Source organism: Hydrotalea sp. (assembly GCF_049968455.1).
Taxonomy (GTDB): domain Bacteria; phylum Bacteroidota; class Bacteroidia; order Chitinophagales; family Chitinophagaceae; genus Hydrotalea.
The window spans coordinates 78,954-103,296 of sequence record NZ_JBMFQT010000012.1; the positions used below are offsets into that span (position 1 = coordinate 78,954).

Sequence of the window (24,343 nt, forward strand, 5' to 3'; positions counted from 1 at the left end):
CATTTACTTTCTACTACTTACTTTTATAATTATCGGTATTGTTTTCAGCGGTATAATATTCCGGCGGAAATCCATTAATCGTCCGCCACAATTCATAATAAACGGGTACATTTTTAAGCAATGCAATACACTTGGCACCACCTCCCAATTTTAATTGAGCAGGCCACTTCCGCTTAGTTGTATCTGGGGCAATTAAAACCCTGAAATTCCCATTTGTATTAATATTGTTTTCAACTGCGGCAACTTTTCCTGTAAAAGTTCCATAGGATGATTGTGGCCAACCACTGAAGACAATAGCCGGAAAACCATCAAAAATTAGGGCAACATCTTGTCCTTTAGAAACAAGTGGAATATCTGTTGGTGATACAAACATTTCTACCGCATAATTCCGAATAGCCGGAACTATTTCAACAATCATGTCGCCTTCTTTTACCACTTCATCAATACCTGCTTTTTTAGCCTTGGTAATTTGCCCAGACTGTGGTGCTGTTATATAATACAGTTTATTTCTTATATCATAATTTGCGTAAATATTTTCTAATTTACTAACATCTGCTTGAGTTGATGCCGCTTGCGAAAAGGCACTAAATTTATCTCCTTCTGCTTTCGAAATCTTGTCAGTGTAATCTTGTACAGTGCTATTTTTTTCAATTTTAAGATTCAACAATTCTTGCTTGCTTTGCAAAAATTTATTTTCAGCACTAGTTTTTTTAGCAAGTGCAGTTTGATAGTTGGCTTTACGTTTCTCAAATTCCGTTAAGGCAATAACTCCACTATCTAACATTACTTTAGCGGCTTCTATTTGGCGCTTATAAATATTTAAATCATTGATAGCAGCCAACACATCCATACTATCACTAACAATTTTTAGTTGTTGTTGATTTATTTTATTATCCAACGAAGCCAACTTTAGTTGCATTCCCTCACGTAAAGCATTTGCCTGCGTAGTAGCGGTAGCCGCTTTTTCATTATATGCATCAATACTTTGTTTTTTAGCAATAATTTGTTGCTGGGTTCGTTCCAACAATTGAGGATCGAAGTATTCAGATTTTACCTCACCTAATTGCAAAATAGTATCGCCCTGCTGAACCATATCACCTTCTTTTACATACCATTTTACAATTTTACCGGATATAATGGTATTCAGTTGTTGTGGCCTTGCTTCCTGGCGAAGCGTAGTGATTTTGCCTTTGGTACGAATATTTTGTGTCCACGGTAAAAAAAGCACAATTATACAAAAGGCTAAAATGCCTAAAATCCACTTTTTTATATATTTCCTTTTGTGAATTTTATAAATAGCATTAAACGCTTCAAAGGGATGTTGTGCTAATTCACGTTCTATCTCAATATTTAAGTAGGTTGATTTTTTATTGTTCATTTCACTTCGTTTAAAACAATTTCACCATTTTGTAAAACAATAAACATGTCGAATAAATGCTTCATCACTTCATGTTCAGTAGTAATGATAATGGTTGCATTTTGTTTTTTATTTCGTAAAAATTCAATTAACATTTGTATTTCTTTTTCAGAGCGGTGCGAACATGGCTCTTCCAATAACAACAAACGAGAATTACCAATTAACGAACGCATTAATAAAATGTCTTTTCTTACTTTTTGCGAAAAACGTTTACCGATTGGATCAATTTGTGTGTACAAACCATTAGGCAAATCATTAATGTAAGTATGAAATCCAATTTGTTCTGCTAACTGTAAAATACTTTGTGGCGTAATACTATCATCACCCATTGCTATGTTTTCAAGTAATGTGCCTTTAAATACCTCCTGCCGTCCGAATAATATACCTGTTTGCCCACGTAAATCGGCCAGCACATAGTTGTGTATAGGCATATCATCTACCAAAACATTTCCCGAATAATTATTAAAAGCACCTGTTAATAAGCGCAAGAAAGATGATTTACCAGAACCAGATGCACCTGAAAGTTGTACCAAGGAGCCTGCAGGTATATGCAGATTAATATTTTTTAAAGCCAATTTGCCATCAACATAATGGAAATTAACCTGCTTCATATCTATTTGCATACCCTTATTGGTATTAGGCAAATGCACAGAGCCATCGGTTTCAATGGGTGCATTTACTACTTTACTTAATTTTTCAACCGATGTAAGTGTGTCATATACTTTATCGAATGATTGAATCAATTTTTCAATTGAATTAATAATTAATATAATTACAATATCCGATGCAATGAACTGTCCAATATTTATTTGTTGGTTCACCAACAAAATAGAACCCACAATTAACATGGTAGCAATAATGATAATTTTAAAGGATATAAAACTCCAATATTGCATCACTAAAATTTTAAAATGATTTGTACGAGCAAGAAGATAACCGGTTACATCTTCATCCGTTTTATGAATATGAATATTGGTTTTTCTCGCATACTTAAAAGTTTTTATTTCTGCAGCTATTTCCTGCAACCAAGCTGCAATACTATACTTGTAGTCGCTGGCAGTTAAACTAGTTTCAAAACCTCGTGGCGATGTATATTTAATTATAATAGCCAATACAATTACCAATACAGCACCAAATGCAATAAACACCGGATGATAAAACGACAATAACACCAGCCCAAAAAATATTTGAATTATGGCTGCGGGAATGTCTAGTAAAATTTTTTCGATACTTTTTATTAATGCGGTACTATCAAAAATTCTGTTTACCAATTCGGGTAAATGGTATTGATCTAATTGCTCCACATCAAACTTAGGAATGCGGTCAGCAAATTCAAAGGCATAACGAACAAAAATTTTTTGTTCAATTTTTTCAATAATTTCCATTTGGCGTATTTGTAATAACCCATTTACAAATACGCCAATTAGTACAATTGTAATTAATACAACAATTGAAACAGAAATACTATTTGCCTGCACAAAGGTGATAATATACTGTATTCCTAATGGCAAAGAAAGTGCAATTAACCCACCCAAAATGGCAAAAAAGTAAATTGCGGAAATATCTTTTCTATCAAATTTTAAAATTTCAAAAAATTTTTTTACTGCACTTAATATTGAAATGTTTACGTTGCTTGCCATGCTTTTTTAATTTATTTACAAATCGTCATATTCATATAGCGGATCAATATGTGTTCCGGCGGGCATTTCAAAAATGGGATGTATGATACCATCGGCTAAACCATAAACCCATCCATGCAAATGAGGTTTTTGTTCATACTTCCAGGCTTTTTGAATGATAGAAGTTTTAGCCAAATTCATTACCTGTTCACGTACGTTTAATTCAGTAAGTCGGTTAGCACGTTCATCTTCACTATTTATAGCATCTAACTCATTTCTATGAAACCTATACACGTCTTTAATGTTACGCAACCATTTATTAATGATGCCTAAACTATGATTTGTCATGGCTGCTCTTACACCACCGCAACCATAATGGCCGCACACAATAATATGTTTTACCTTTAATTGGTTTACCGCATATTCCAATACACTTAGTAAGTTTACATCGGTATGTATTACCATATTGGCAATATTCCGATGTACAAATATTTCGCCGGGTTGCGTTCCGGTAATCATATCAGCAGGCACACGGCTATCACTACAACCAATCCATAAAAATTCCGGCTTTTGTATATGAGCCAAACGAGAAAAAAACTCAGGATCATCTTCTACTCTTTTCTTTGCCCAATTTTCATTATTATGTAATAGTTGTTGGTAAGCTTGCATATACTTATGTTTTTAAGGGATGAAACAATGATTGCGTTAAAGATATATATTGATTGTTATAACACATAATTGTTTTAATACCTGTTCGTATTAAGAATACCTATAAAATAATTCAAAAATATTTTTCAACTATTTATTACACAACTGATAACTTCGAAATATTAGGTGTTTTAAATAGCTGATGCATACTTTTATGTCTACTTTTCTTCACCTCAACCTTTACTTGTTTAAGATGCGCATGTTGCATAAAATGATTGATTTCTTCAATAACATCTTTATCAATAAAATCAGCACGTGTAACATCAATTAATACATATGCGTTTTCAGGTATTTCTTCCAACTTACGTTTAATAATGGCCTTATTTAAATACGACACATCTTTTTGTAAACGTATTAAATAATTATTGGTATCATTTACTACAATAACTGCAGAGCGAAAATTACTGCTGATTAAAGAGAATAAAGCTACTACACAACCTATTAAAATACCCACCAATAAATCGGTTAATAATATAGCAAGAATAGTTACTACAAAAGGTATTAGTTGATCCCATCCTTTTTTATAAAATTGCTTGAATACTCCGATACTAGCCAATTTATAGCCTGTAAAAATTAGAATGGCAGCCAAGGCACTTAAAGGAATTAGATTAATTATTTGAGGAATAAACAATACAAATAATAATAACAAACAACCATGCAAAATAGTTGAGGTTTTAGATTTTGCACCCGCATAAACATTAGCCGAGCTGCGAACAATTACCGAGGTTACGGGTATTCCACCTATTAATCCGGAAATAAAATTTCCAACACCTTGCGCTTTCAGTTCCCGATTGGTAGGTGTTGCTCTTTTTAGGGGATCTAAATTATCAACAGCTTCAATACTCAATAAAGTTTCTAATGATGCTACAATAGCCAATGTAACGGCAGCTATCCAAACTTGCTTATTTCCAATAAATGTAAAATCGGGAAATGTAAAAAATGTAAGAAAGCCTTTTTCTTCAGCGCTTATAGGTAATGATACCAAATGGTTTGGCTGCAATGCAACACTCGGCATGGCTGTTTTAAAATATTCGTTTAAAAAAGTAGCCACAACAACAGCAATTAATGCACCGGGCAATAATTGAATTTTTTTAATTTTTTTAGTAACCCATCCATCCCAAATAATTAAAATGGTTAATGAAATTAAACCTATAAATAATGCCCCTTCATTAATTTTGGCAGCAAAATGTTCAAATGCAGTAAAGGTATTTTCTGTATTTTTTTCTTTGAATGATTCATTGCCCATGAAGTTGGCATCATAACCCACTAAATGTGGTAGTTGTTTTAATATTAGTAACAACCCAATAGCTGAAAGCATTCCTTTGATAACCGCATTTGGCACATAATCGCCTAAAATACCGGCTTTTAAAAAACCGAATAACAATTGCAACAAACCTGCTATAACCACTGCCAGTAAAAAACCCTCGTACGATTGAATTTTAGCAATAGATGCAGCAACTATTACTGTTAATCCGGCAGCCGGACCACTTACACTTAATTGTGAGCCACTCAATATACCAACTAGAATTCCCCCTACAATACCGGCAATAATACCGGAAAATAAAGGCGCACCGGAAGCCAAAGCTATACCCAAGCATAATGGCAAAGCGATTAATACTACTACAATAGCAGCAGGGAAATCTTTCCCTAAGGAATGAAAATATGTTTTCATATTGAAAACTTTTAATGTTTTAAAAAAGTTTATGTTGGTTGTTGCGAAATCTTATAGGCATACATCAAAATGGCATACCCCATTGGTTATAATTGGAGAACAATTCCATTAAGCAGGATTATATGCCTACTAAGCGTTGGGAGGAGGCACTAATATATCAGCCTTAAACCGAATTGGCAATTTTTCTGAACGGGAAATGTAAACGTTTAATGCATTAAACGAAAGGATGGAAATATGTTGATTGGGATTGTATAAAAGATTATAAAGTGAATTGAACTTTTTTATGGAATCTTTTTCAACCCAATTTCCATGTGCTAACTCTTCAGTTATTACATTGTTGAACAAAAGTGCACCCACCTGCTTAATAGGTAATATTTGCAGGGATATGGTAAATAATAAAAAAGCAGCGATGAGTGGTTTTAACATCGCTGCGAAAATAGTGTTTATTAAAAAGAAATTAAAAAAGAATGTGTTGAAGAATTCCTAAAGTTTAAAATAGCCGGCTGCAAATGAGAGAATTATATATTCAACCCACCACAAACACTAAGTACCTGACCGGTAATATAACTACTTAAATCGCTGGCTAAAAACAAAGTAGTATTGGCAATTTCCTCGGCTTTTCCAAAACGGCCTAATGGTATTTTACTTAAAAAGGCATTACCTGCATCGGCTTCTTTTAAATAAGCCGTCATATCGGTTTCAACAAAACCGGGTGCTATAGCATTGCAACGAATATTTCTACTACCTAGCTCGGCAGCAATTGATTTTGTAAACCCAATAATACCTGCTTTACTGGCAGCATAACTACTTTGCCCGGCATTGCCGCGAATACCAATGATTGAACTCATATTAATAATGCTTCCTGCTTTGGCTTTCATCATGGGCCTAATTACTTGTTTGGTTACATTATATATGCTATTTAAATTGGTATTGATTACATCGTTCCATTGTTCAGCACTCATGCGTAACAATAAATTATCTTTAGAAATACCGGCATTATTTACACATACATTAATATTACCAAACTCACTTAACACGCTATTGATGAATGTTTCAGTTGCAGCATAATCGGCTGCGTTGGTTTGGTACGCTTTAGCTTGCACACCCATTGCTTGTATTTGTTGAACTAACTGGTTGGCTTTGTCAGTGCTACTATCACTAACATAAGTAAAAGCAATATTACTGCCCTGCTCAGCCAATTTTAAAGCTATGGCAGCACCAATACCACGAGCCGCACCTGTAACAATGGTTGTTTTTCCTGCTAATAATTTCATATTATTTTATTGTTTAAAATTTAATGGTACCATGCCTACATGGTACTGTATGTTTTTAAAAAAGATGATGGGGTAAAAATAAGGTTATTGTACAAATGAATACTGCATAAATTTCAATAACTCATCAACATACATTCTATTATTTGCCAGGCGAGGCACTTTATGCTGCCCACCTAATTTTCCTTTTTGCCTTAACCAATTATTGAATATATTTTTTTGAACTATTCGAATAATAGGCATTCGCAATGCAATATCTTTCTGCCGTTTTGCTTCATAATCGCTATTGAGTGATTTTAAAGCACAATCTAATTCAAAGGCAAAATAATCTAAATTATGTGGAGGATTTTCAAATTCAATTAACCATTCATGTGCACCATTATGAGCATCATTAAAATAAATCGGTGCAGCAGTATATTCATTAATAACACTATGGGTTTTTTGTGCGGCAATTGCAATGGCTTTATCCGTATTATCAACTATTAATTCTTCACCAAAAGCATTAATAAAATGTTTTAAGCGACCGCTTACCTTAATTTTAAATGGATTTAAGGAAGTAAACTGTATGGTATCACCGGTAAGGTAACGCCATAATCCCCCGTTGGTTGATATAACGGGTGCATAATTTTTGCCTATTTGAACTTGCTGCAAACCTATTGTGTGGGGTTGACTACTGCCATATTCTTCTACCGGCATAAATTCATAAAAAATACCATGGTTTAAAAAAAGCAGCATGCCTTCATCATTAGCATCATTTTGTGCAGCAAAAAAACCTTCGCTGGCATTGTATAAATCGAAATAACTAATATTCTTTCCAATTAATTTTTGGAATTGTTCGCGATAAGGAATAAAAGAAACGCCTCCATGCAAATACAATTCTAAATTCGGCCAAACCTCACTCAAAGTATTTTTGCCGGTTATTTCTAATATTCGCTTTATAAGAATTAAAGTCCAGGTTGGTACTCCGGAAATAGAACTTACATTTTCTTGTATTGTTGACTGAGCCAACTGTTCTATTTTTTGTTCCCATTCATCCATTAAGGCAATAGATAGTTCGGGCGTACGAATAAAGGAAGCCCAAAAGGGTGTGTTTTGCAAAAGCACGGCACTTAAATCGCCATATTGTGCTTCATCATTTATTGGGCTAATTTGATGACTTCCTCCGATAACTAAACCCTTACCGGTTAGTAAATCGCTATCGGGATTGAACTTATAATAAAGGCTTAGAACATCTTTAGCAGATTGATAATGGCAATTTTGCAAACTTTCTTCCGTGATGGGAATGAATTTGCTTTTATCGCTGGTAGTACCGCTACTTTTGGCAAACCAGGTAACCGGCGTATTCCACAACAAATTTTGTTCGCCCTGCATTAAGCGTTCAATGTAGGGTTTTAAATCATTGTATTCGTTAATGGGAATTCGTTTCTTAAATTCTTTGATGGTGAATAGATTATTCATTCCATACTTACGCCCAAATTCAGTAAACTGTCCGTGGGTAACCAAATCTTGTAAAACGTCACGCTGAGTAGCAATGGGATTTTGCATCCATTGTTCAATACGCCAATTGCGTAATCGGGCAAATCGTGATATGGCAGGACTAAGTAACTTCATTGAAATTGGGGTGATAGCAATTTAAACAAAAAATTACATATACAAAAGATTATTCTTCTACCCCATTCGTGTACCCTTCATCTGCATTTTGCTTCAGGGCATTATCTCTTTCCATTTCAATAATCCAATCTTTGCGGCGTAGTTCAAAATTGGTACCAAGATATAAGCGTCTTACTTTTTCGTCTTCAGCCAACTCTTCAGCAGTACCATGTTTAAATATTTTGCCTTCTATAAGCAAGTAAGCACGATCGCAAATGGATAAGGTTTCATTTACGTTATGATCGGTTATTAAAATACCAATATTTTTATATTTTAATTTGGCCACTACCGTTTGAATGTCTTCGACAGCTATGGGATCAACCCCTGCAAAGGGTTCATCCAATAAAATAAATTTCGGATCTACAGCCAATGCTCGTGCAATTTCTGTTCTTCTGCGTTCGCCACCACTTAAACTATCGCCATTGTTATGGCGCACATGGTGTAAATTAAACTCGTTTAACAGTTGCTCTAATTTTTCCTGACGTTGCGCTTTTGTAAGCTTAGTCATTTCCAGCACTGCCATAATATTATCTTGCACACTTAATTTTCTGAACACACTGGCTTCCTGAGGCAAATAACCGATACCCATTTGTGCACGCTTATACATGGGTAACTTGGTAATATCAATCGTATCGAGAAATACCTTTCCTTCATCGGGTTTTATTAACCCAACCACCATATAAAAAGTAGTAGTTTTGCCTGCCCCATTTGGACCTAATAAACCAACAATTTCGCCTTGCTTTACATTTACACTTACTTTACTTACAACGGTTCGGCCCTTGTAGCTTTTAACTAATTGCTCGGTATGTATGGTTAAACTCAATATGAAAGATTTAACGCAAAAATAGCGGCTGTATGATAAACTAACATATAAATTACAGATTTAGTGAAAGATTATGATTCAGCTTTACATAAAAAATTCCCGAACGAAGCGTTGGGAATATAAAATCACAAACGAAGCACTTTATTCATTGTGCGAACCAATATAAAATGCTCCTGCAGCTAGGCCAAGGTCTTTTAATACCATAGTCATTGACAAGGCCTGCATTTGTGGGTTGGCAGCATGTGTCATACTTGGCAAGTGTAATAGCAGCACAAATAATACCAACATGGTTCCTAGCAAATAGCAAGCTAAACGAGTTACTTTATTAATAATAATGGCAATTGCTGCTAATATTAGTGCAACGCCAACTAGGTAAACCCAAAATACCGGGGCCGGGAAATAATTTGGTACATAACCCTTCATGGATTCGCCCATGCGCAAATGGTTAATACCAAACATGGCCATGATGATGGCATACCCAATACTGGAAATTCGGGAAACAAAGTTTTTGTTCATATAGATAGTAATTTTGGCGAAGTAGAAAAGGTACTATAATTTTTGGATATTTTGCATAATACACAAAAAAACACTTCTGCAGAAACAGAAGTATTTTCTTATTATAATGGTTTTAAACTAGCTGTTTTTTTCAGGCCGCATTTGCGGAAACAACAACACATCTTGTATAGAAGGTTGGTTGGTCATTAACATACAAAGCCTGTCAATACCAATACCAATACCTGAAGTAGGCGGCATACCATATTCCAGCGCTCTTAAAAAATCGTAATCAATATACATGGCTTCCTCATCACCGCGCTGCATTAACTTCAGTTGCTCTTCAAAACGTTCACGCTGATCGATGGGATCATTTAGTTCACTGTAAGCATTGGCTATTTCTTTCCCATTTACCATCAATTCAAAACGCTCCACCAAACCCGCTTTGCTACGGTGTTTTTTAGTTAATGGACTCATTTCAACCGGATAATCAATAATAAATGTGGGTTGCACATATTTGTGTTCACTTGTGGCACCAAAAATTTCATCAATTAATTTACCTTTCCCCATATTATCAGCCACCTCAATATGTAATTGTTTACATACATTGCGCAAACCGGCTTCATCTAAATTACTTATATCAATACCGGTATTTTCCTGAATGGCATCAAAAATACTAATGCGTTTATAGGGTGCTTTAAAATTAATGGTTGTGTTGCCAACCTGAACTTCGGTAGTGCCATGCAATGCCAGCGCAATTTTTTCCATAAGCTGCTCCGTAATTTCCATCATCCAGAAATAATCTTTAAAAGCAGTGTACCATTCCAATACCGTAAATTCCGGATTATGGGTTCTATCCATACCCTCGTTTCTAAAGTTGCGGCTAAACTCATATACCCAATCAAACCCACCTACAATTAATCGTTTTAAATATAATTCGTTGGCTATACGTAAATACAAAGGAATATCCAAAGCATTGTGATGCGTAATAAAAGGTTTTGCAGCAGCACCGCCGGGTATAGGTTGCAACACAGGTGTATCTACTTCTAAAGCACCACGCTCATTTAAAAATGCACGAATGGTATTAATGAGTTTGGTTCGTTGTTCAAAAGTTTCTTTAACAGTTGGATTTATAATTAAATCAACATAACGCTGGCGATACCTAAACTCCGGATCAGTTACTTCGTCATATACATTTCCCTCATCATCCCGTTTAACAACCGGTAAAGGTTTTAATGATTTTGTTAGAAGGGTAATGGTTTGTGCATGCAATGAAATTTCACCGGTTTTTGTTATGAATACAAAACCGGTAGCGCCAATAATATCTCCTAAATCTATACCATGTTTAATTACATTGTCCCAAAAACTTTTATCATCGCCAGGGCAAATATCATCGCGCTTTACATATAATTGAAAAAGGCCTTTACTATCCTGAATTTTAATAAAGAAAACTTTTCCTTTATCGTTAATACTCATTATTCTTCCTGCAACGCAAACCTGCTCATACGCTGATTTGTTTTCTTCAGTAAAGTTGGCTTTTATATCGGCTGAATAGTGGGTAACAGGATACAACGCAGCAGGATAAGGTTCTATGCTTGCTGCTTTTAATTTGGCTAATTTTTCGCGGCGAATAATTTCTTGTTCACTCAGGTGTGTATTCATTTTATATACAATTAATGGTTGCAAAGATAAGCGCTAAGTACAAAGCTGTTATGCATTTTAAGCTTATTACACTTATTAGATTATTTTAAATTGCGCTGTATACAAGACAAAAGCTGAAAACTTTTAATTTTTAGTAACCCTATAAGCAGTTAATGAAATAACTAATCCTATAAAGACAACAATATTTATATGTAACACTACATAATGTAACTTTTATTTTAAAAGTTGTATTACTTCTGCATGGGTTAACTCACGCATTTCACCCGGCAAAAGGTTATTTAATGTTATAGCGCCTATTCTGTAACGCAATAACCGCAATGTAGGAAAACCAACCGCAGCAGTCATTTTACGTACCTGTCTATTTTTCCCTTCTTTTATTATTAATGACAACCATGAAGTTGGAATGTTTTTCCGAAATCGAATAGGTGGTATACGTTCAGGTATGTCAGGAACCTGCTGAATTAATTTTGCTTGGCAAGGTTTAGTAGTATATTTAGCACCATCAACATTAATAGAAACACCTTCTTGTAATTGTTGAATAGCAGCCATGGTTATGGCGCCATCAACTTGCACCCAATATTCTTTTTCCAATTTTGATTGAGGGTTTAGAATTTTTTTATTCAAACTTGCATCATTGGTTAATAATAATAAACCTTCACTATCATAGTCTAACCTACCTATCGGATAAACATTTTGTGGAACAGAAAAAAAATCTTTCAAACACAACTTCCCTTCGGTTGAAGTAAACTGACATAATACCTGAAAAGGTTTATATACAATGAAATATTGATGAACAGTAGGTTTCATGAATTTAAAAAAAGAAATTTTACATTATTAACAATTACGACTTACACAATTTTTTTTATTGTAAACAAGGCAATAAAAAATCCCGCTAGAGCGGGACTTTATATATGGATGGGTTAGTAAGTACGGGAATATAAAATTCCCACCACAATATTATAAAGAGTTTTTTCCAATACAAAAAAAAATGCAAACTATTTTATTCACATTTTTTTTAAAATTGTGAATAGCGCATAACTTACGGATATTGTTTTTATGCCAAATTGCAAAAACCATTTCAGTTGTTTTTTGAAATAAATATTTATTCATGTGCTGAAATATTGATGAACAGTGCATTTCAAAGCATTTATATTTTTGTTAATTGAAAATTATACAAATCAATAAAAGAATTCTAAATATTTATTTTACAGAATACAGCAGCATTTTGTGCAATAAAATTTTTTTTTAAGAAACGGAAACTACCTTTGCTTTTTTATACAAATTACAGTAATTATGAAATTTCCTACGCCTGTTACCTTACAATGGATGGCTAATTTAGTTGAAGCAGAAATTGTTGGCGATATTTCAATTACACCAACCGGCATTAATGAAATACACAAAGTTGAAGCGGGCGATATTGTATTTGTTGATCATCCAAAATATTATAACACCTGTTTACAAAGTGCTGCCAATGTAATTATCATTAATAGCAAAGACGTTACCATTCCTGAAGGAAAGGCTTTACTATATACTGAACAACCATTTGAAGCATATTTAAAAATTGTAGATTATTTTAAACCTTTCACACCTTCTGCAAAACCAATTAGCGACTCTGCAAAAATTGGCGAAGGTTCGGTTGTTATGCCTAATTGTTATATTGGCAACAATGTTGTAATTGGCAACAACACTATTATTCATCCCAATGTTACCATTGGCGATGATTGTATCATTGGTAACAATGTTGTTATTCAGGCAGGCACTGTAATTGGCAGTGATGCATTTTATTACAATACCAAGAAGAACAGACCTGCATGGTTTAAACGAATGAAAAGTTGTGGGCATGTTGTTATTGAAGATAATGTAGAAATAGGTGCAGGTTGTACTATTGACCGTGGTGTAACCGGCGAAACACGTATTGGCATGGGTACCATTATTGATAACCAAGTACATATTGGGCATGATACCACTGTTGGTAAAAACTGTTTATTTGCTGCGCAAGTTGGTATTGCCGGTGCTGTTGTTATAGAAGATGGAGTAACCTTATGGGGGCAAGTAGGTGTAAGCAAAACATTAACCATTGGTCAGAATGCAGTAGTGTTAGCACAAGGTGGTGTACCCGGCGATTTAGAAGGCAATAAAGTATATTGGGGAACCCCAACACAAGAAGCTTCCGTGAAACGTAGAGAGTTGGTATGGATTAAACGCATACCGGAATTATGGAAAAAAGTAATGGAAAGCTAACTAGACTAAATTGTATTTTTCTTTCAGTTCAGCGCAAATACGTTCAATAGCTTTATCAATAGGTGTATACTCAAAATTTACTGCATAGGTTAAAAAGCGAAAATTATCGAAACGAACTTTCGTTAAAGCAGTTTTTGCTGTTTCCTTCGTAATCATGGGCTCTTTTCGCGTAAACAAAGCTTTCAAAGCTTCAACTCGCCAAACTATTTCTGCAATAAATGGTGTTACTTTTAAATGTGGCGGCTTCTTGCCAAAGCAATTGGCAATACTGGTAAATACTTCTTTATAACTTTTATTTTCGCTGCTAATAATAAACCGTTCTTTATTACAGGTACCACGCATACAAATCAATAGGGCTTTAACAACATCTTTCACATCAACAAAACCGCTGGTACCATCGGTATACCAAGGATACCCATCGTATATTTTTTTGAAAAAAGCCGTGGTGCCAGTATTCCAATCGCCTGCACCCAATATCATAGATGGATTTATAATAACTGCATTTAACCCCTCACCAATACCACGCCACACTTCCATTTCACCCAAATATTTTGTTTTACCATATTCACTGTTACTGGTGGCCATACTCCATTTCATTCTTTCAGAAATTAATTTACCTTCACGTAATCGGCCTAATGCAGCAACAGAACTAACATGTATTAACTTCTGCACTTTCTTGTCAATACATACATTTACCACATTGGCTGTTCCTTCAACATTTACCTTGTGCAGCATTTTTTTCATAGCAGGATTAAATGAAACCAAGCCGGCACAATGGTATACCTGATCAACATTTTCCATAGCAGCTTCTAAAGCAGGAACATCTAAAATATCTGCTTGCACCCATTCTAATTTATTGGCTAAATGTGGTGGTATATTTTTATGATAAATAGCTTTTACAGAAAAATCTCTGCGCAGTAACTCTTCAATTAAATGCGAGCCTAACAAGCCCGAACCTCCGGTTACTAAAATCATAGCAGCTTTTATTAATTAAAAAAAATTTCATTTGATTGAAAATGAAAAGTACAAAAATTTTTTTTCCCCGAACAAATTTTAGAAAGAATAATTGAGAATTAAATTAAGCAGCGACATGTTTACTTTGTTAATGACGTATTTGGGATTATTGTAGGAATTTCCATAACCCTTTTTATAAACATACAAGAACTCTGCATTAAAACCTGAAAGCTGTTTGGTAAAATGGTATTTCACATCAATATTGAGTTGTGCATACGAAGGCATACCATATTTATTATCCGCCACATTTTTTACATCGGGCAAAGCAAAATATCCCAACTGCGTTTCTACTTTTAAAGGTTGTTTTTTCATTTGCCACTGCATATTCCACATAACAGCATTTACATTGGCATTGCCTTCATTACGTTCGCGATACATGAAGGTATAAAAAGGTTCTATTCCCCATTCTCTCGGATTTAAGTATCGGCCATTGTTGGCAATACGCGTATAATTAAGTGCTGTGAACCATTGCGCATTTTTTATTCCCACCCTGGCAGATACTACATAGGCCCTATTATCCTTTTGCATGTAAGCATTGTGCGGATTAACATTTCCGCCATCATGAACTGTTTGTTGCGCTATCAACCGTAATCCTGCTAAGGGAATAAATGACGCATTTGTAGTATGAGTTGTGTTATTATAATTCAACTCAAGCATAGAGGAATTAAATATATTCTCTACAAACATATTCCAACCTTTTATGGAAAATGCAGTATTGAATTGATGCGTATACCCCAATAATCCAATACCGGCTGAAGATAAATTACCATGATAGTTAGCCGCAGTTCCATCCGTATTTACCCCTTGTGCATACCAACCAATGGAGTTGGCTACCGAAAACCACTCGATTGTGCTACGGGGCGACATATTGTAAAGCCAACCTCCCTGCCATTTATTTTTAGGATTACTCCATTCAACATAGAAGCCATCCTCAAAACTTGGGCGCATACGACCATCTTGTGGATTAATAAAGGGCGTTTGCAACAATTGTTTACCCAATATTGCTTTAAAGTTTTTAAATTGATAGCTGAGATTAAAGTATTCCAGCTTATACAAATTATTTGTTTTGGAAGGGTTTTGAATGTTGAATAACCCTATTTCATATCGATTGGGTGAACCGGTAATTGAATCGGGCTTGGCTAAATTAGAGGAGCCTAGGTTGAAAGTATAAAATCCGCCCAATGCCAATTGAAAGTGATGGAACGGTGCTGTTTGGTATTTAATACCACCCCCAAAAGCGTTGGCATAATAATCAGTCAATTGTCCCTCATTTAAGGCCGACATAAAAAAATATCGGAACCTACCTTCAACTGTTCCTTTTTTAAAAGCATACAATAGATTAGAGGTATCTTTTTTATCAACAGCTATGCCTGTTGTATCATCATCAGCCCACCATAAACTTGCATCTGCAGTTGGTACAGCAGCATTTGCCATTACTAATTGCGAGAAACAAAGTCCGATAATAGCATATAATTTTTTACACATATAGTTGTTAGATCATCTGCCGGCGACTGCGCACACTAAAATCCAGCTTTAATATATGCCCAGCCTTCATGCTGGCGCTTTACTAATTCGGCAATTCCGGCAGGCACAATATCAATTTGTGGCACCAATTGCTGTGGAGTTATGCCATTAGCATGCAGCATATTTTGACATACTTTTATTTGCACACCTTTTTGCACTAATGCATGTATTTGTGGTATAAACGAATTATTTTCCTGCACACAAAAACTATTGCTACGCCCATGACAAACCACTTCTACGCTAACTTCATTGGGCATAGCATTTAGTAAGTTATTAATTTGAGAGAGTAAACTTTTATATACAGCTTCATCGTTCGAGGTTAGCTGAAAAACTACTTTATAAGAGTGCATACGGGAAATTGTGTATTAAAACTTATTCAGAAAACTTAACGAGGCAAATTATTTAACTGCTTTTGCATTTGTTGCAACTGTTCTTCAATTTGCATTAACTTATTAATGATAAGAATATGCGTATGCACTGCATCAATACCTACCACACTATCCTTACTTGTAATAGCAGTTTTAATTTGCTCGTAAGTAGTAGTGTCTATTTGAGTGATATTCATTTCCATAATAACGAGTTTTATTGTTTAAATGCACATTGAATACGGGTCTTCATTTTTTTAAATAAATTATTCTTCTCTTCGGGTGGGTAACCTAATGCAGCCAACTTTTCCTTTAATACAGTTGGGTTTAACCCTACACCTGTTATAGATACCATGCCGGTTGCCTGACTCACTGAAACATGCTGTACACCCGGCATAGCACCTATGTTTTTTTCTATAGTGTTAACACAACCACTGCATTTAATATTTTGTACTCGAGTATCAAAAGAGGTTAACATACTACAAAGAATAAAAGCTGAAAAAAAATTACCGATTTGTTTATGCTTATGTGGTTTTGGGTGTTGGCTTTTTAAACATACCAAAAACAAGTGCTCCCATCATTGCAAAATACAAGGTGCTATTAATCGGTTTGGAAGTAATTAGGCAAGTACCTGAAGCACAACCAATGAAATAATAATACAAATATCCTGCAACACCACCTACTATGGCACCGACAATGTGAAGCTTATTTCTGCGCATCCAATTCTTCATAAATCACCTCCTCGGTTTTATTTTGTTCAATAGGTTTACGTTGTGTAAAATTGGTATTACAGCCACCAACACCACAACAGCCAATGTTAGCCAAAGCCATATAAGCCACTACGCCTCCAAAAATACCTAATAACCAATCGTGCGATATAAATGCTTGAACTATTGCAAAGCCTGCAATAGCCAAACGAATAATGCGCATAAAATTCCAACCGTATTTTAATTGTTCTAACATGACAAAAAGTTTAAGAGCACTATAATTTTTTTTCTAACATAAACCAGGCACCACCATTATACACTTCAACACCGGCGGCAGCTAAAACAGATTTAGCCATACCACTGCGGGCGCCACTGCGGCAACAAGTAATAATGGGCTTGTTTTTCTTCTTTAATTCAGCAGACTTTTGTTTAATTTGATCAACAGGAATATTAATGGCCCCTTTTATATGACCTGTTTTAAATTCTGCTGGTGTTCTAACATCTATAATAATTGCGCCTTTGCTTTGCAACTCGCGAAAATCAACTTTTTTCCCTGTAAAAATTTTCTTTAAGAATGATAACATAATTTCAATTTTAGTTTATCAGCATTTGCATATCAGCCAATCCACCTCCGTTATACACTTCATTAATACCGGATTGTTTTAAAATAGACATAGCCATTCCGCTACGTGCACCACTACGGCAATAAACTACTATAGGTTTAGGCATTTTTTCAAACTCGCTAATTCTGCTTTGCACTTCATCTAATGGAATATTAACAGCTCCCTCAACATGGCCACTTTGATATTCCATTATGGTACGCACATCTACAATACTGGTTTGTGCATGATTAACGATTTCTTTTAGAGACGACATAATTGTTGTTGTTGATTTTTTGGTTTATAATAAAGTACTAGGACAAACATAATCGGTTACCGGGAATAAGCCGGTAGCTTTAATAGCAGAAAATCCACCTTGCACATCAATTAAATTATCAAACCCACGAGCTCTTAATATTGAATTAAAAATCATAGAACGGTACCCACCGGCACAATGTACATAATAGGTTTTGTTTCTATCAATTAAGCTCATACTGTCATTAATAAAATCAAGCGGTGCATTTTCTGCATTAATGATATGTTCACTTAAATATTCGCTGTTTTTACGAACATCTAAAATATTTACCTCTTCTTCTTTCATTTTCTCAGCCAATTCCTCAGGAGAAATAGAAAGGATGGTATCAATTTCTTTACCAGCAGCTTTCCAGGCATTGAATCCGCCTTTTAAATACCCGATAGTATAATCATATCCTACACGAGCCAAACGAGTTATAACTTCTTCCTCACGGCCCTCATCGGTAACCAATAATATTTCTTGTTTAATATCAGGAATCATAGCTCCAACCCAAGGTGCAAAGTTGCCATCAATACCAATATTAATTGAGTTAGGAATAAAGCCTTTAGCAAAGTCTTGTGCATTACGGGTATCTAACACAATGGCACCTGTTTCATTGGCTGCAGCTTCAAAAGCTTCCGGTGAAAGTGCATGTTGACCACGTTGCAATACTTTATCAATACTTTCATAGCCTTGAATGTTCAACATTACATTTAATGGGAAATAGGCAGGTGGTGCTACCAATCCCGTGGTTACTTCTTTTATAAATTCAGCTTCGGTCATATCGGCACGCAAAGCATAATTAGTTTTCTTTTGATTACCTAATGTATCGGTAGTTTCTTTGCTCATATTTTTTCCGCAAGCACTTCCGGCGCCATGTGCGGGATATACCACTACATCATCGGGTAAAGGCATAATTTTATGACGCAATGAATGAAATAAATGAGAAGCCAGTTTATCTTGTGTTAAATCTGCTTTTACTTTTTGAGCTAAATCGGGACGGCCTACATCACCAATAAACAATGTATCGCCACTAAATAACGCAGTAGGCTTTCCGTTTTCATCCTTTAATAAATAACAAGTACTTTCCATAGTATGTCCGGGAGTATGCAGCACCTGAATGGTTACTTTTCCTACTTTTAATTCTTCACCATCTTTGGCACTATAAAAATCAAAAGCAGGTTGTGCATTCGGGCCATAAACAATTGGTGCTCCTGTTTTTTTAGAAAGGTCTAAATGACCTGAAACAAAATCGGCATGAAAATGAGTTTCTAAAACATATTTTATTTTAGCCCCATTTCTTTCAGCCTTTTGAATATAAGGCTCCACTTCGCGAAGTGGATCAATAATTACCGCTTCACCCTCACTTTCAATATAATAAGCACCTTGTGCTAAGCAACCGGTATAAATTTGTTCAACTATCATAAGCGCATTTTTTAAAATGATAAAATTAGTAAATTGATTTTATGCCATTGGTGATACAAATCACACACATCAGTTAATTTTTTAGTGTAACCACAATTCTCTAACAATAATGTAAATACCCATTATTAAAACAAACCAACCAAAGCCTTTTTTTAATTTATCACCATGAATTTTTTTCCCTAACCATCCGCCAATAAAGATGCCAACAATAGCAATGATGGTAACGACAATTAAAAACTTCCAATCTATGTCAAAATGCCCTAAATCACCGGTAAAACCAATTAATGAGTTTAATGCAATGATAAATAATGAGGTACCAACGGCCTCCTTCATAGGTAACCCTACCAACAATACCAAAGTAGGAATTAATAAGAATCCACCGCCTGCACCTAATAAACCCGTAATAAAACCAATGCCAATGCCGTAAACCAACAATTTAGGAATATTTATTTTTTTGTCGGAAACAACATCGGTTGTTTCTTTCTTTTTTCCACTGCGCATCATTGACAAGGAAGCTACCACCATTAATATGGCGAACAACACCATGGTCATTATGTTTTCCGTAATAACAAATGAACCAATGGTAGCAATTTTTTTAGGTATAGCCGGAATAAAATATTTGCGGGTAAGATAAACCGTTGCAATTGATGAAATACCAAATAACAATCCTGTTTTAATGCTTACTAAACCACGTTTATAACTATTATAAGCACCAACCAAACTTGTTGAGCCTACAACAAACAATGAATAGGAGGTTGCTAATAACGGATTTACACTAAACAAATATACCATAACCGGTACCGTTAGTATAGAACCACCACCACCAATTAAACCGAGTGATATACCTATTAAGGCAGATGCTAAATAACCAAAGACAGGATGCATTGATAATAAATTTATTGGTAAAATTGCTCATTAGGCGGCTTATATACAGTGACAAGTATCACACTTATCCGCAAATGGAATAAAATAAAAATATTTTTAACTTGTTATTTTGTTTAAAATCAGGAGCCTATGAAATAAACACTAAGACTCCTGATTAAAAAGGTAAATGATTATGCAGTACCAGGTAAAATTTTATGCCAATACATCCAAGGAAGAATCTTTGTTTTTAAAATCCACATTGTCCATCTTTCTTTACTTTGGTCAAAAGGAAACGTTTCCATGGGTTGATTATTATAATCAAATTCAGCTAATACCAATTTGCCGTAACCCGTTACTAAAGGACATGAAGTATAACCATTATAAGATGCGGTCATAGGTTTTGCATTCATTAGCGACAACAAATTCTGCACCAAAACAGGTGCTTGTTTACGAATAGCAGCCCCCGTACGAGATGTGGGCAAACTTGATGCATCACCTAATGAAAAGATGTTTGCATACTTTACATGTTGTAAAGTGTTTTTATCAACATCAACCCAACCGGCAGCATTTGCTAAAGGACTATTTCGTACAAAATCAGGAGCACTTTGTGGAGGGGTAACGTGTATCATATCAAAATTTACCCAATATTCTTCATCTTTATTTTGCTCACCAAAACCTACAAATTTGGCTTTTTTGGCAGGGCCATCAATTTCATCTAATCTAACAAAAAACTGGGTCTTAATGTTGCCTCTGGAAGCTACTTTTTTTAAAGTATTTTCATATTTTTCAACACCAAATAAGCGGGTACCACCGCTCCAATACTCTACTTGTGTTTTATTTAACAAACCATGTTTTCTAAAGTAATCGGTGGCTAAAAACATAATTTTCATAGGGGCTCCACCACATTTTACCGGCGTGTTTGGATTGGTGAAAATGGCTCTCCCTCCTTTAAAGTTTTTAATACACTCCCAAGTATAATTGGCTGTTTGAAAACTGTAGTTTGAACAAACACCATTCTTTCCTAAAGTTTCGGTTAAGCCTTTAATTGCACTCCAATTTAATTGAATACCCGGTGCAACCACCAAAAATTCGTATTCCACCTCTGAACCATCATCTAACGTTACCTTATTGACGTCGGGTAAAAAAGCATTTACTTTTTGTTGAATCCAATGCACTTGTTTGGGCATTACAGAAGCTTCAGATCGAACAGTGTCGTTAATATTGAATGCACCACCGCCTACCAAAGTCCATGCGGGCTGGTAATAATGTTTTTCAGCGGGGTCAATAATAGCAATATCTAATTGCTTATTTTTTAGTAATAATTTACTGGCAACAGAAATGCCCGCATTTCCGCCACCAACAATTACAATTTGATGTTTTACTGGCATAGCAATGTTATTTTAAATGAAAAATAATGCAATACAAGATAACAATATGTGACAAATATCACATAAAATTATTTTTATATTAGTCTATCAAACCTATAGGCTATGTCCACTAACAAGTAAATTTACTAATAGCTATTTTCATCCAATTTTACTTTCCCCTTAAAGGTCCAGAACACAAAACTAGTATAGATGGCAATAATGGGTACCCCAATGGCTGCAATAATGAGCATAATACCCAGTGAACGCGGAGATGAAGAAGCATTATGCACTGTTAGGGAATACAAAGGATTAATGGTGGAACGCACTATATTGGGATATAAGTTCATGGCAAAAGTTATGAGCAACAATGCTACTGTTAGTGCAGAAGAAAAGAAGCCCAACAAATACTTCCCATTTTCCAATAGGCGTCGTGTATTAATCGTATTAAATACGGTAACTACCGGAACAGCAATTAAGAAGGGGTAACGTTTAATGGTATTGGCCATGTGTGGATAGTATACCAAAGTAACAATGGTGAGCAGCATATAAAATACCACAAATACCCTACTGGTATCGTGCACCATTAAAGATAGTTTGGTATATAATCGCTTTTCGGTTTTCATTACCAAATAAATTGAGCCATGCATTGCAAATAAGGAAAGTGTTGTAGCACCTGTTAATAATGCATAAGGATTTAATAACTGTAAAAAGTTACCGGTGTATTCAAAATGTTCATTTATCGGCAAACCAATAATTAAATTACCCAATACTACACCTAACAAAAAACCAATAAGTGAACTAGAAGCGGAATACAATACATCCCATAATTTACGCCACCACAACATGGGTTCTTTACTTCTGAACTCAATAGATATGGCTCTTAAAATCAGCAACACCAAAAACAGCATAAAAGGAAGGTAAAAGGCCGAAAAAATAGTTGCATACACATCGGGGAAACCAGCAAACAATGCACCACCGCCAATTACCAACCATACTTCATTACCATCCCACACCGGGCCAATGGCATTTAAAGCAATGCGACGGCTTTCCTCTTTTTTAAATAACAAATGAATGGCGCCGGCACCCAAATCAAAGCCATCTAAAATTGCATAACCGGTAAATACCGCACCTACAATTGCAAACCACCAGGTGGATAATTCAATACCTAAAAAAGTTTCCATATTAATGCATTAAAGGGTTATCGCGTTTAGTTGCTGTAGGCATGGCATCTACTAAATTTTGTTCAGCATCATCAAGTCCATGCTGTATTTTTTTATTCAATAAATAAATGAATAAAGCAAAAAGCAACAGATACAAAAGGGTAAATAATATTAGTGAAAACCACACTTCATTTTCTTTAACGGCTTTAGATAAAGCATCGCTTGTGCGTAATAAACCATATACCACCCAAGGTTGCCGCCCCACTTCGGCCGAATACCAGCCTAACTGGTTAGCCATTTCAGGCAATAAAACAGCAAAAGCAAACACCAGCATCAACCATTTTTTTTGAAATAATTGTTTACGCCACAGTAAAAAAGAGGCATACAATGTTAACGCAATCAGCAATAAACCAATAGCAACCATAAAATGGTAGGTTTGAAAAACAAAATTTACAGCTGTAGGCCTGTCTTCCGGTTTAAAATATCTTAGTCCCTTTACCGGAGTAGTAAAATCACCATTTATTAAGAAAGATAATCCACCGGGAATTTTAAGGCCGGTAACTGATTCAGATTTATTATTAACATAGCCCAACAAGTACATATCGGCAGCCGCTAAACTATCATAATGCCCCTCAAATGCAGCTAATTTAGCAGGTTGGTTAACGGCTACTCCTTTTGCAGATCGGTCGCCTAAAAAAAGTTGCAGTAAAGCCGACACAGTTGCAATAGCTAAAGCTACTTTAAAAGCCTTTTTTGAAAGTTCAACATGTTTGTTTTTATACAAATAATAGGCATGAACACTTAACACCAGAAAAGATCCTGCTAAAAATGCGCCCACCCACACATGTAATAATCTATCTACAGAAGAAGGATTAAAAACCATAGCCCAAAAGTCTGTTACTTCGGCCCTTACAGTTAAGCCATGCCCCACCAAATGATACCCTGCGGGGGTTTGTTGCCAAGAGTTGGCTACCACAATCCACACAGCAGAGAACATAGAACCCAATGTAACCATTAAAGCAGAGAAAAAATGCATTTTGGGAGAAACCTTATTCCAACCAAATAACAGCACCCCTAAAAAGCCTGACTCTAATGCAAAAGCAAAAATGCCTTCAGCGGCCAGCGCACTGCCAAAGATATCGCCCACAAAACGAGAATAGGTGGCCCAATTGGTGCCAAATTCAAATTCCATTACAATACCGGTTGCAACGCCAATGCCGAAAATAAGGGCAAATATTTTTATCCAGAACCTGGCCAGTTGGGCATATTGCGGGTTTTTTGTTTTTAAATACAACCCTTCAAACCCAACCAATACCACGCCTAACCCAATACTTAACGGTGGATATATATAATGAAATGCAACGGTAAATGCAAACTGTATTCGGGAAAGTAATTCTAAATCCATATTATTGAAATAATTTATGAAATTAAATGAATGCAAATACGTTTAGAAAATGCAGGATAAAAC

The 24,343-nt window shown here is 35.2% G+C and carries 26 protein-coding genes; 1 reads left to right on the top strand and 25 read right to left on the bottom strand.

What is annotated here, in order from left to right; genetic code table 11:
- Positions 1–13: 13 nt before the first annotated feature.
- The 11 genes from ACP5P5_RS09895 to ACP5P5_RS09945 form a co-directional block, all read right to left on the bottom strand.
- Positions 14–1,378 carry an HlyD family secretion protein gene (locus tag ACP5P5_RS09895; protein ID WP_428285945.1) on the bottom strand — a complete coding sequence of 455 codons (1,365 nt, stop codon included), beginning with the start codon at positions 1,376–1,378 and terminating at the stop codon, positions 14–16.
- Complete coding sequence (locus ACP5P5_RS09900) at positions 1,375–3,057, bottom strand: ATP-binding cassette domain-containing protein (RefSeq protein WP_428285946.1); 1,683 nt, start codon at positions 3,055–3,057, stop codon at positions 1,375–1,377. The genes ACP5P5_RS09895 and ACP5P5_RS09900 overlap by 4 nt, the downstream gene beginning before the upstream one ends.
- A 15-nt stretch (positions 3,058–3,072) precedes the next feature.
- Positions 3,073–3,705 (bottom strand): carbonate dehydratase, encoded by a 633-nt coding sequence (gene can, locus ACP5P5_RS09905; protein ID WP_428285947.1) that lies wholly within the window; start codon positions 3,703–3,705, stop codon positions 3,073–3,075.
- Positions 3,706–3,841: 136 nt separating this feature from the next.
- Positions 3,842–5,416, bottom strand: a complete 1,575-nt coding sequence (locus tag ACP5P5_RS09910) for a SulP family inorganic anion transporter (protein WP_428285948.1) — start codon at positions 5,414–5,416, stop codon at positions 3,842–3,844.
- A gap of 129 nt (positions 5,417–5,545) precedes the next feature.
- On the bottom strand, positions 5,546–5,842 hold the full coding sequence (locus tag ACP5P5_RS09915; protein ID WP_428285949.1) for a hypothetical protein: 297 nt from the start codon (positions 5,840–5,842) through the stop codon (positions 5,546–5,548).
- Between the two features lie 92 nt (positions 5,843–5,934).
- Entirely contained in the window at positions 5,935–6,690 is a 756-nt protein-coding gene (fabG, locus tag ACP5P5_RS09920) for a 3-oxoacyl-[acyl-carrier-protein] reductase (protein WP_428285950.1), read from the bottom strand.
- Positions 6,691–6,774: 84 nt separating this feature from the next.
- Entirely contained in the window at positions 6,775–8,298 is a 1,524-nt protein-coding gene (locus ACP5P5_RS09925) for a GH3 auxin-responsive promoter family protein (protein WP_428285951.1), read from the bottom strand.
- Between the two features lie 49 nt (positions 8,299–8,347).
- Complete coding sequence (gene lptB, locus ACP5P5_RS09930; protein WP_428285952.1) at positions 8,348–9,160, bottom strand: LPS export ABC transporter ATP-binding protein; 813 nt, start codon at positions 9,158–9,160, stop codon at positions 8,348–8,350.
- Positions 9,161–9,301: 141 nt separating this feature from the next.
- A complete protein-coding gene (locus ACP5P5_RS09935; RefSeq protein ID WP_428285953.1) occupies positions 9,302–9,676 on the bottom strand; it encodes a DoxX family membrane protein in 375 nt (124 codons plus the stop codon).
- A gap of 117 nt (positions 9,677–9,793) precedes the next feature.
- A complete protein-coding gene (gene lysS, locus ACP5P5_RS09940) occupies positions 9,794–11,314 on the bottom strand; it encodes a lysine--tRNA ligase (RefSeq protein ID WP_428285954.1) in 1,521 nt (506 codons plus the stop codon).
- Positions 11,315–11,527: 213 nt separating this feature from the next.
- Complete coding sequence (locus ACP5P5_RS09945; protein ID WP_428285955.1) at positions 11,528–12,121, bottom strand: pseudouridine synthase; 594 nt, start codon at positions 12,119–12,121, stop codon at positions 11,528–11,530.
- A 486-nt stretch (positions 12,122–12,607) separates the two neighbouring features.
- Here ACP5P5_RS09945 and ACP5P5_RS09950 point away from each other — a divergent pair, with 486 nt between their 5' ends.
- Positions 12,608–13,555: a UDP-3-O-(3-hydroxymyristoyl)glucosamine N-acyltransferase gene (locus tag ACP5P5_RS09950; protein ID WP_428285956.1), complete on the top strand. Its 948-nt coding sequence runs from the start codon at positions 12,608–12,610 to the stop codon at positions 13,553–13,555.
- Here ACP5P5_RS09950 and ACP5P5_RS09955 read toward each other — a convergent pair whose 3' ends face one another.
- The 14 genes from ACP5P5_RS09955 to ACP5P5_RS10020 form a co-directional block, all read right to left on the bottom strand.
- Positions 13,556–14,530 carry an NAD-dependent epimerase/dehydratase family protein gene (locus ACP5P5_RS09955; protein WP_428285957.1) on the bottom strand — a complete coding sequence of 325 codons (975 nt, stop codon included), beginning with the start codon at positions 14,528–14,530 and terminating at the stop codon, positions 13,556–13,558. It abuts the gene before it with no gap.
- A gap of 78 nt (positions 14,531–14,608) precedes the next feature.
- Positions 14,609–16,054, bottom strand: coding sequence for a hypothetical protein (locus ACP5P5_RS09960; RefSeq protein WP_428285958.1), 1,446 nt, complete (start codon positions 16,052–16,054; stop codon positions 14,609–14,611).
- 35 nt (positions 16,055–16,089) lie between these two features.
- Positions 16,090–16,443 carry a DsrE family protein gene (locus tag ACP5P5_RS09965; RefSeq protein ID WP_428285959.1) on the bottom strand — a complete coding sequence of 118 codons (354 nt, stop codon included), beginning with the start codon at positions 16,441–16,443 and terminating at the stop codon, positions 16,090–16,092.
- Positions 16,444–16,478: 35 nt separating this feature from the next.
- Entirely contained in the window at positions 16,479–16,664 is a 186-nt protein-coding gene (locus ACP5P5_RS09970; protein ID WP_428285960.1) for a hypothetical protein, read from the bottom strand.
- A gap of 11 nt (positions 16,665–16,675) precedes the next feature.
- The gene (locus ACP5P5_RS09975) at positions 16,676–16,936 is read right to left on the bottom strand and encodes a heavy-metal-associated domain-containing protein (RefSeq protein ID WP_428285961.1); all 261 of its coding nucleotides are present in this window, start codon (positions 16,934–16,936) and stop codon (positions 16,676–16,678) included.
- 46 nt (positions 16,937–16,982) lie between these two features.
- Positions 16,983–17,189 carry a DUF6132 family protein gene (locus ACP5P5_RS09980; RefSeq protein ID WP_428285962.1) on the bottom strand — a complete coding sequence of 69 codons (207 nt, stop codon included), beginning with the start codon at positions 17,187–17,189 and terminating at the stop codon, positions 16,983–16,985.
- A complete protein-coding gene (locus ACP5P5_RS09985) occupies positions 17,164–17,421 on the bottom strand; it encodes a hypothetical protein (protein ID WP_428285963.1) in 258 nt (85 codons plus the stop codon). Before ACP5P5_RS09985 ends, ACP5P5_RS09980 begins: the two co-directional genes overlap by 26 nt.
- Positions 17,422–17,440: 19 nt before the next feature.
- Positions 17,441–17,749, bottom strand: a complete 309-nt coding sequence (locus tag ACP5P5_RS09990) for a rhodanese-like domain-containing protein (RefSeq protein ID WP_428285964.1) — start codon at positions 17,747–17,749, stop codon at positions 17,441–17,443.
- A gap of 10 nt (positions 17,750–17,759) precedes the next feature.
- Positions 17,760–18,041, bottom strand: coding sequence for a rhodanese-like domain-containing protein (locus tag ACP5P5_RS09995; RefSeq protein WP_428285965.1), 282 nt, complete (start codon positions 18,039–18,041; stop codon positions 17,760–17,762).
- 24 nt (positions 18,042–18,065) lie between these two features.
- On the bottom strand, positions 18,066–19,484 hold the full coding sequence (locus ACP5P5_RS10000) for an MBL fold metallo-hydrolase (RefSeq protein WP_428285966.1): 1,419 nt from the start codon (positions 19,482–19,484) through the stop codon (positions 18,066–18,068).
- 81 nt (positions 19,485–19,565) lie between these two features.
- Entirely contained in the window at positions 19,566–20,369 is an 804-nt protein-coding gene (locus ACP5P5_RS10005) for a sulfite exporter TauE/SafE family protein (protein WP_428285967.1), read from the bottom strand.
- Positions 20,370–20,539: 170 nt separating this feature from the next.
- Complete coding sequence (locus ACP5P5_RS10010) at positions 20,540–21,736, bottom strand: FAD-dependent oxidoreductase (protein ID WP_428285968.1); 1,197 nt, start codon at positions 21,734–21,736, stop codon at positions 20,540–20,542.
- 125 nt (positions 21,737–21,861) lie between these two features.
- Positions 21,862–22,896, bottom strand: coding sequence for a cytochrome d ubiquinol oxidase subunit II (gene cydB / locus ACP5P5_RS10015; protein WP_428285969.1), 1,035 nt, complete (start codon positions 22,894–22,896; stop codon positions 21,862–21,864).
- Position 22,897: 1 nt separating this feature from the next.
- Positions 22,898–24,280, bottom strand: a complete 1,383-nt coding sequence (locus ACP5P5_RS10020) for a cytochrome ubiquinol oxidase subunit I (RefSeq protein ID WP_428285970.1) — start codon at positions 24,278–24,280, stop codon at positions 22,898–22,900.
- Positions 24,281–24,343: the final 63 nt, after the last annotated feature.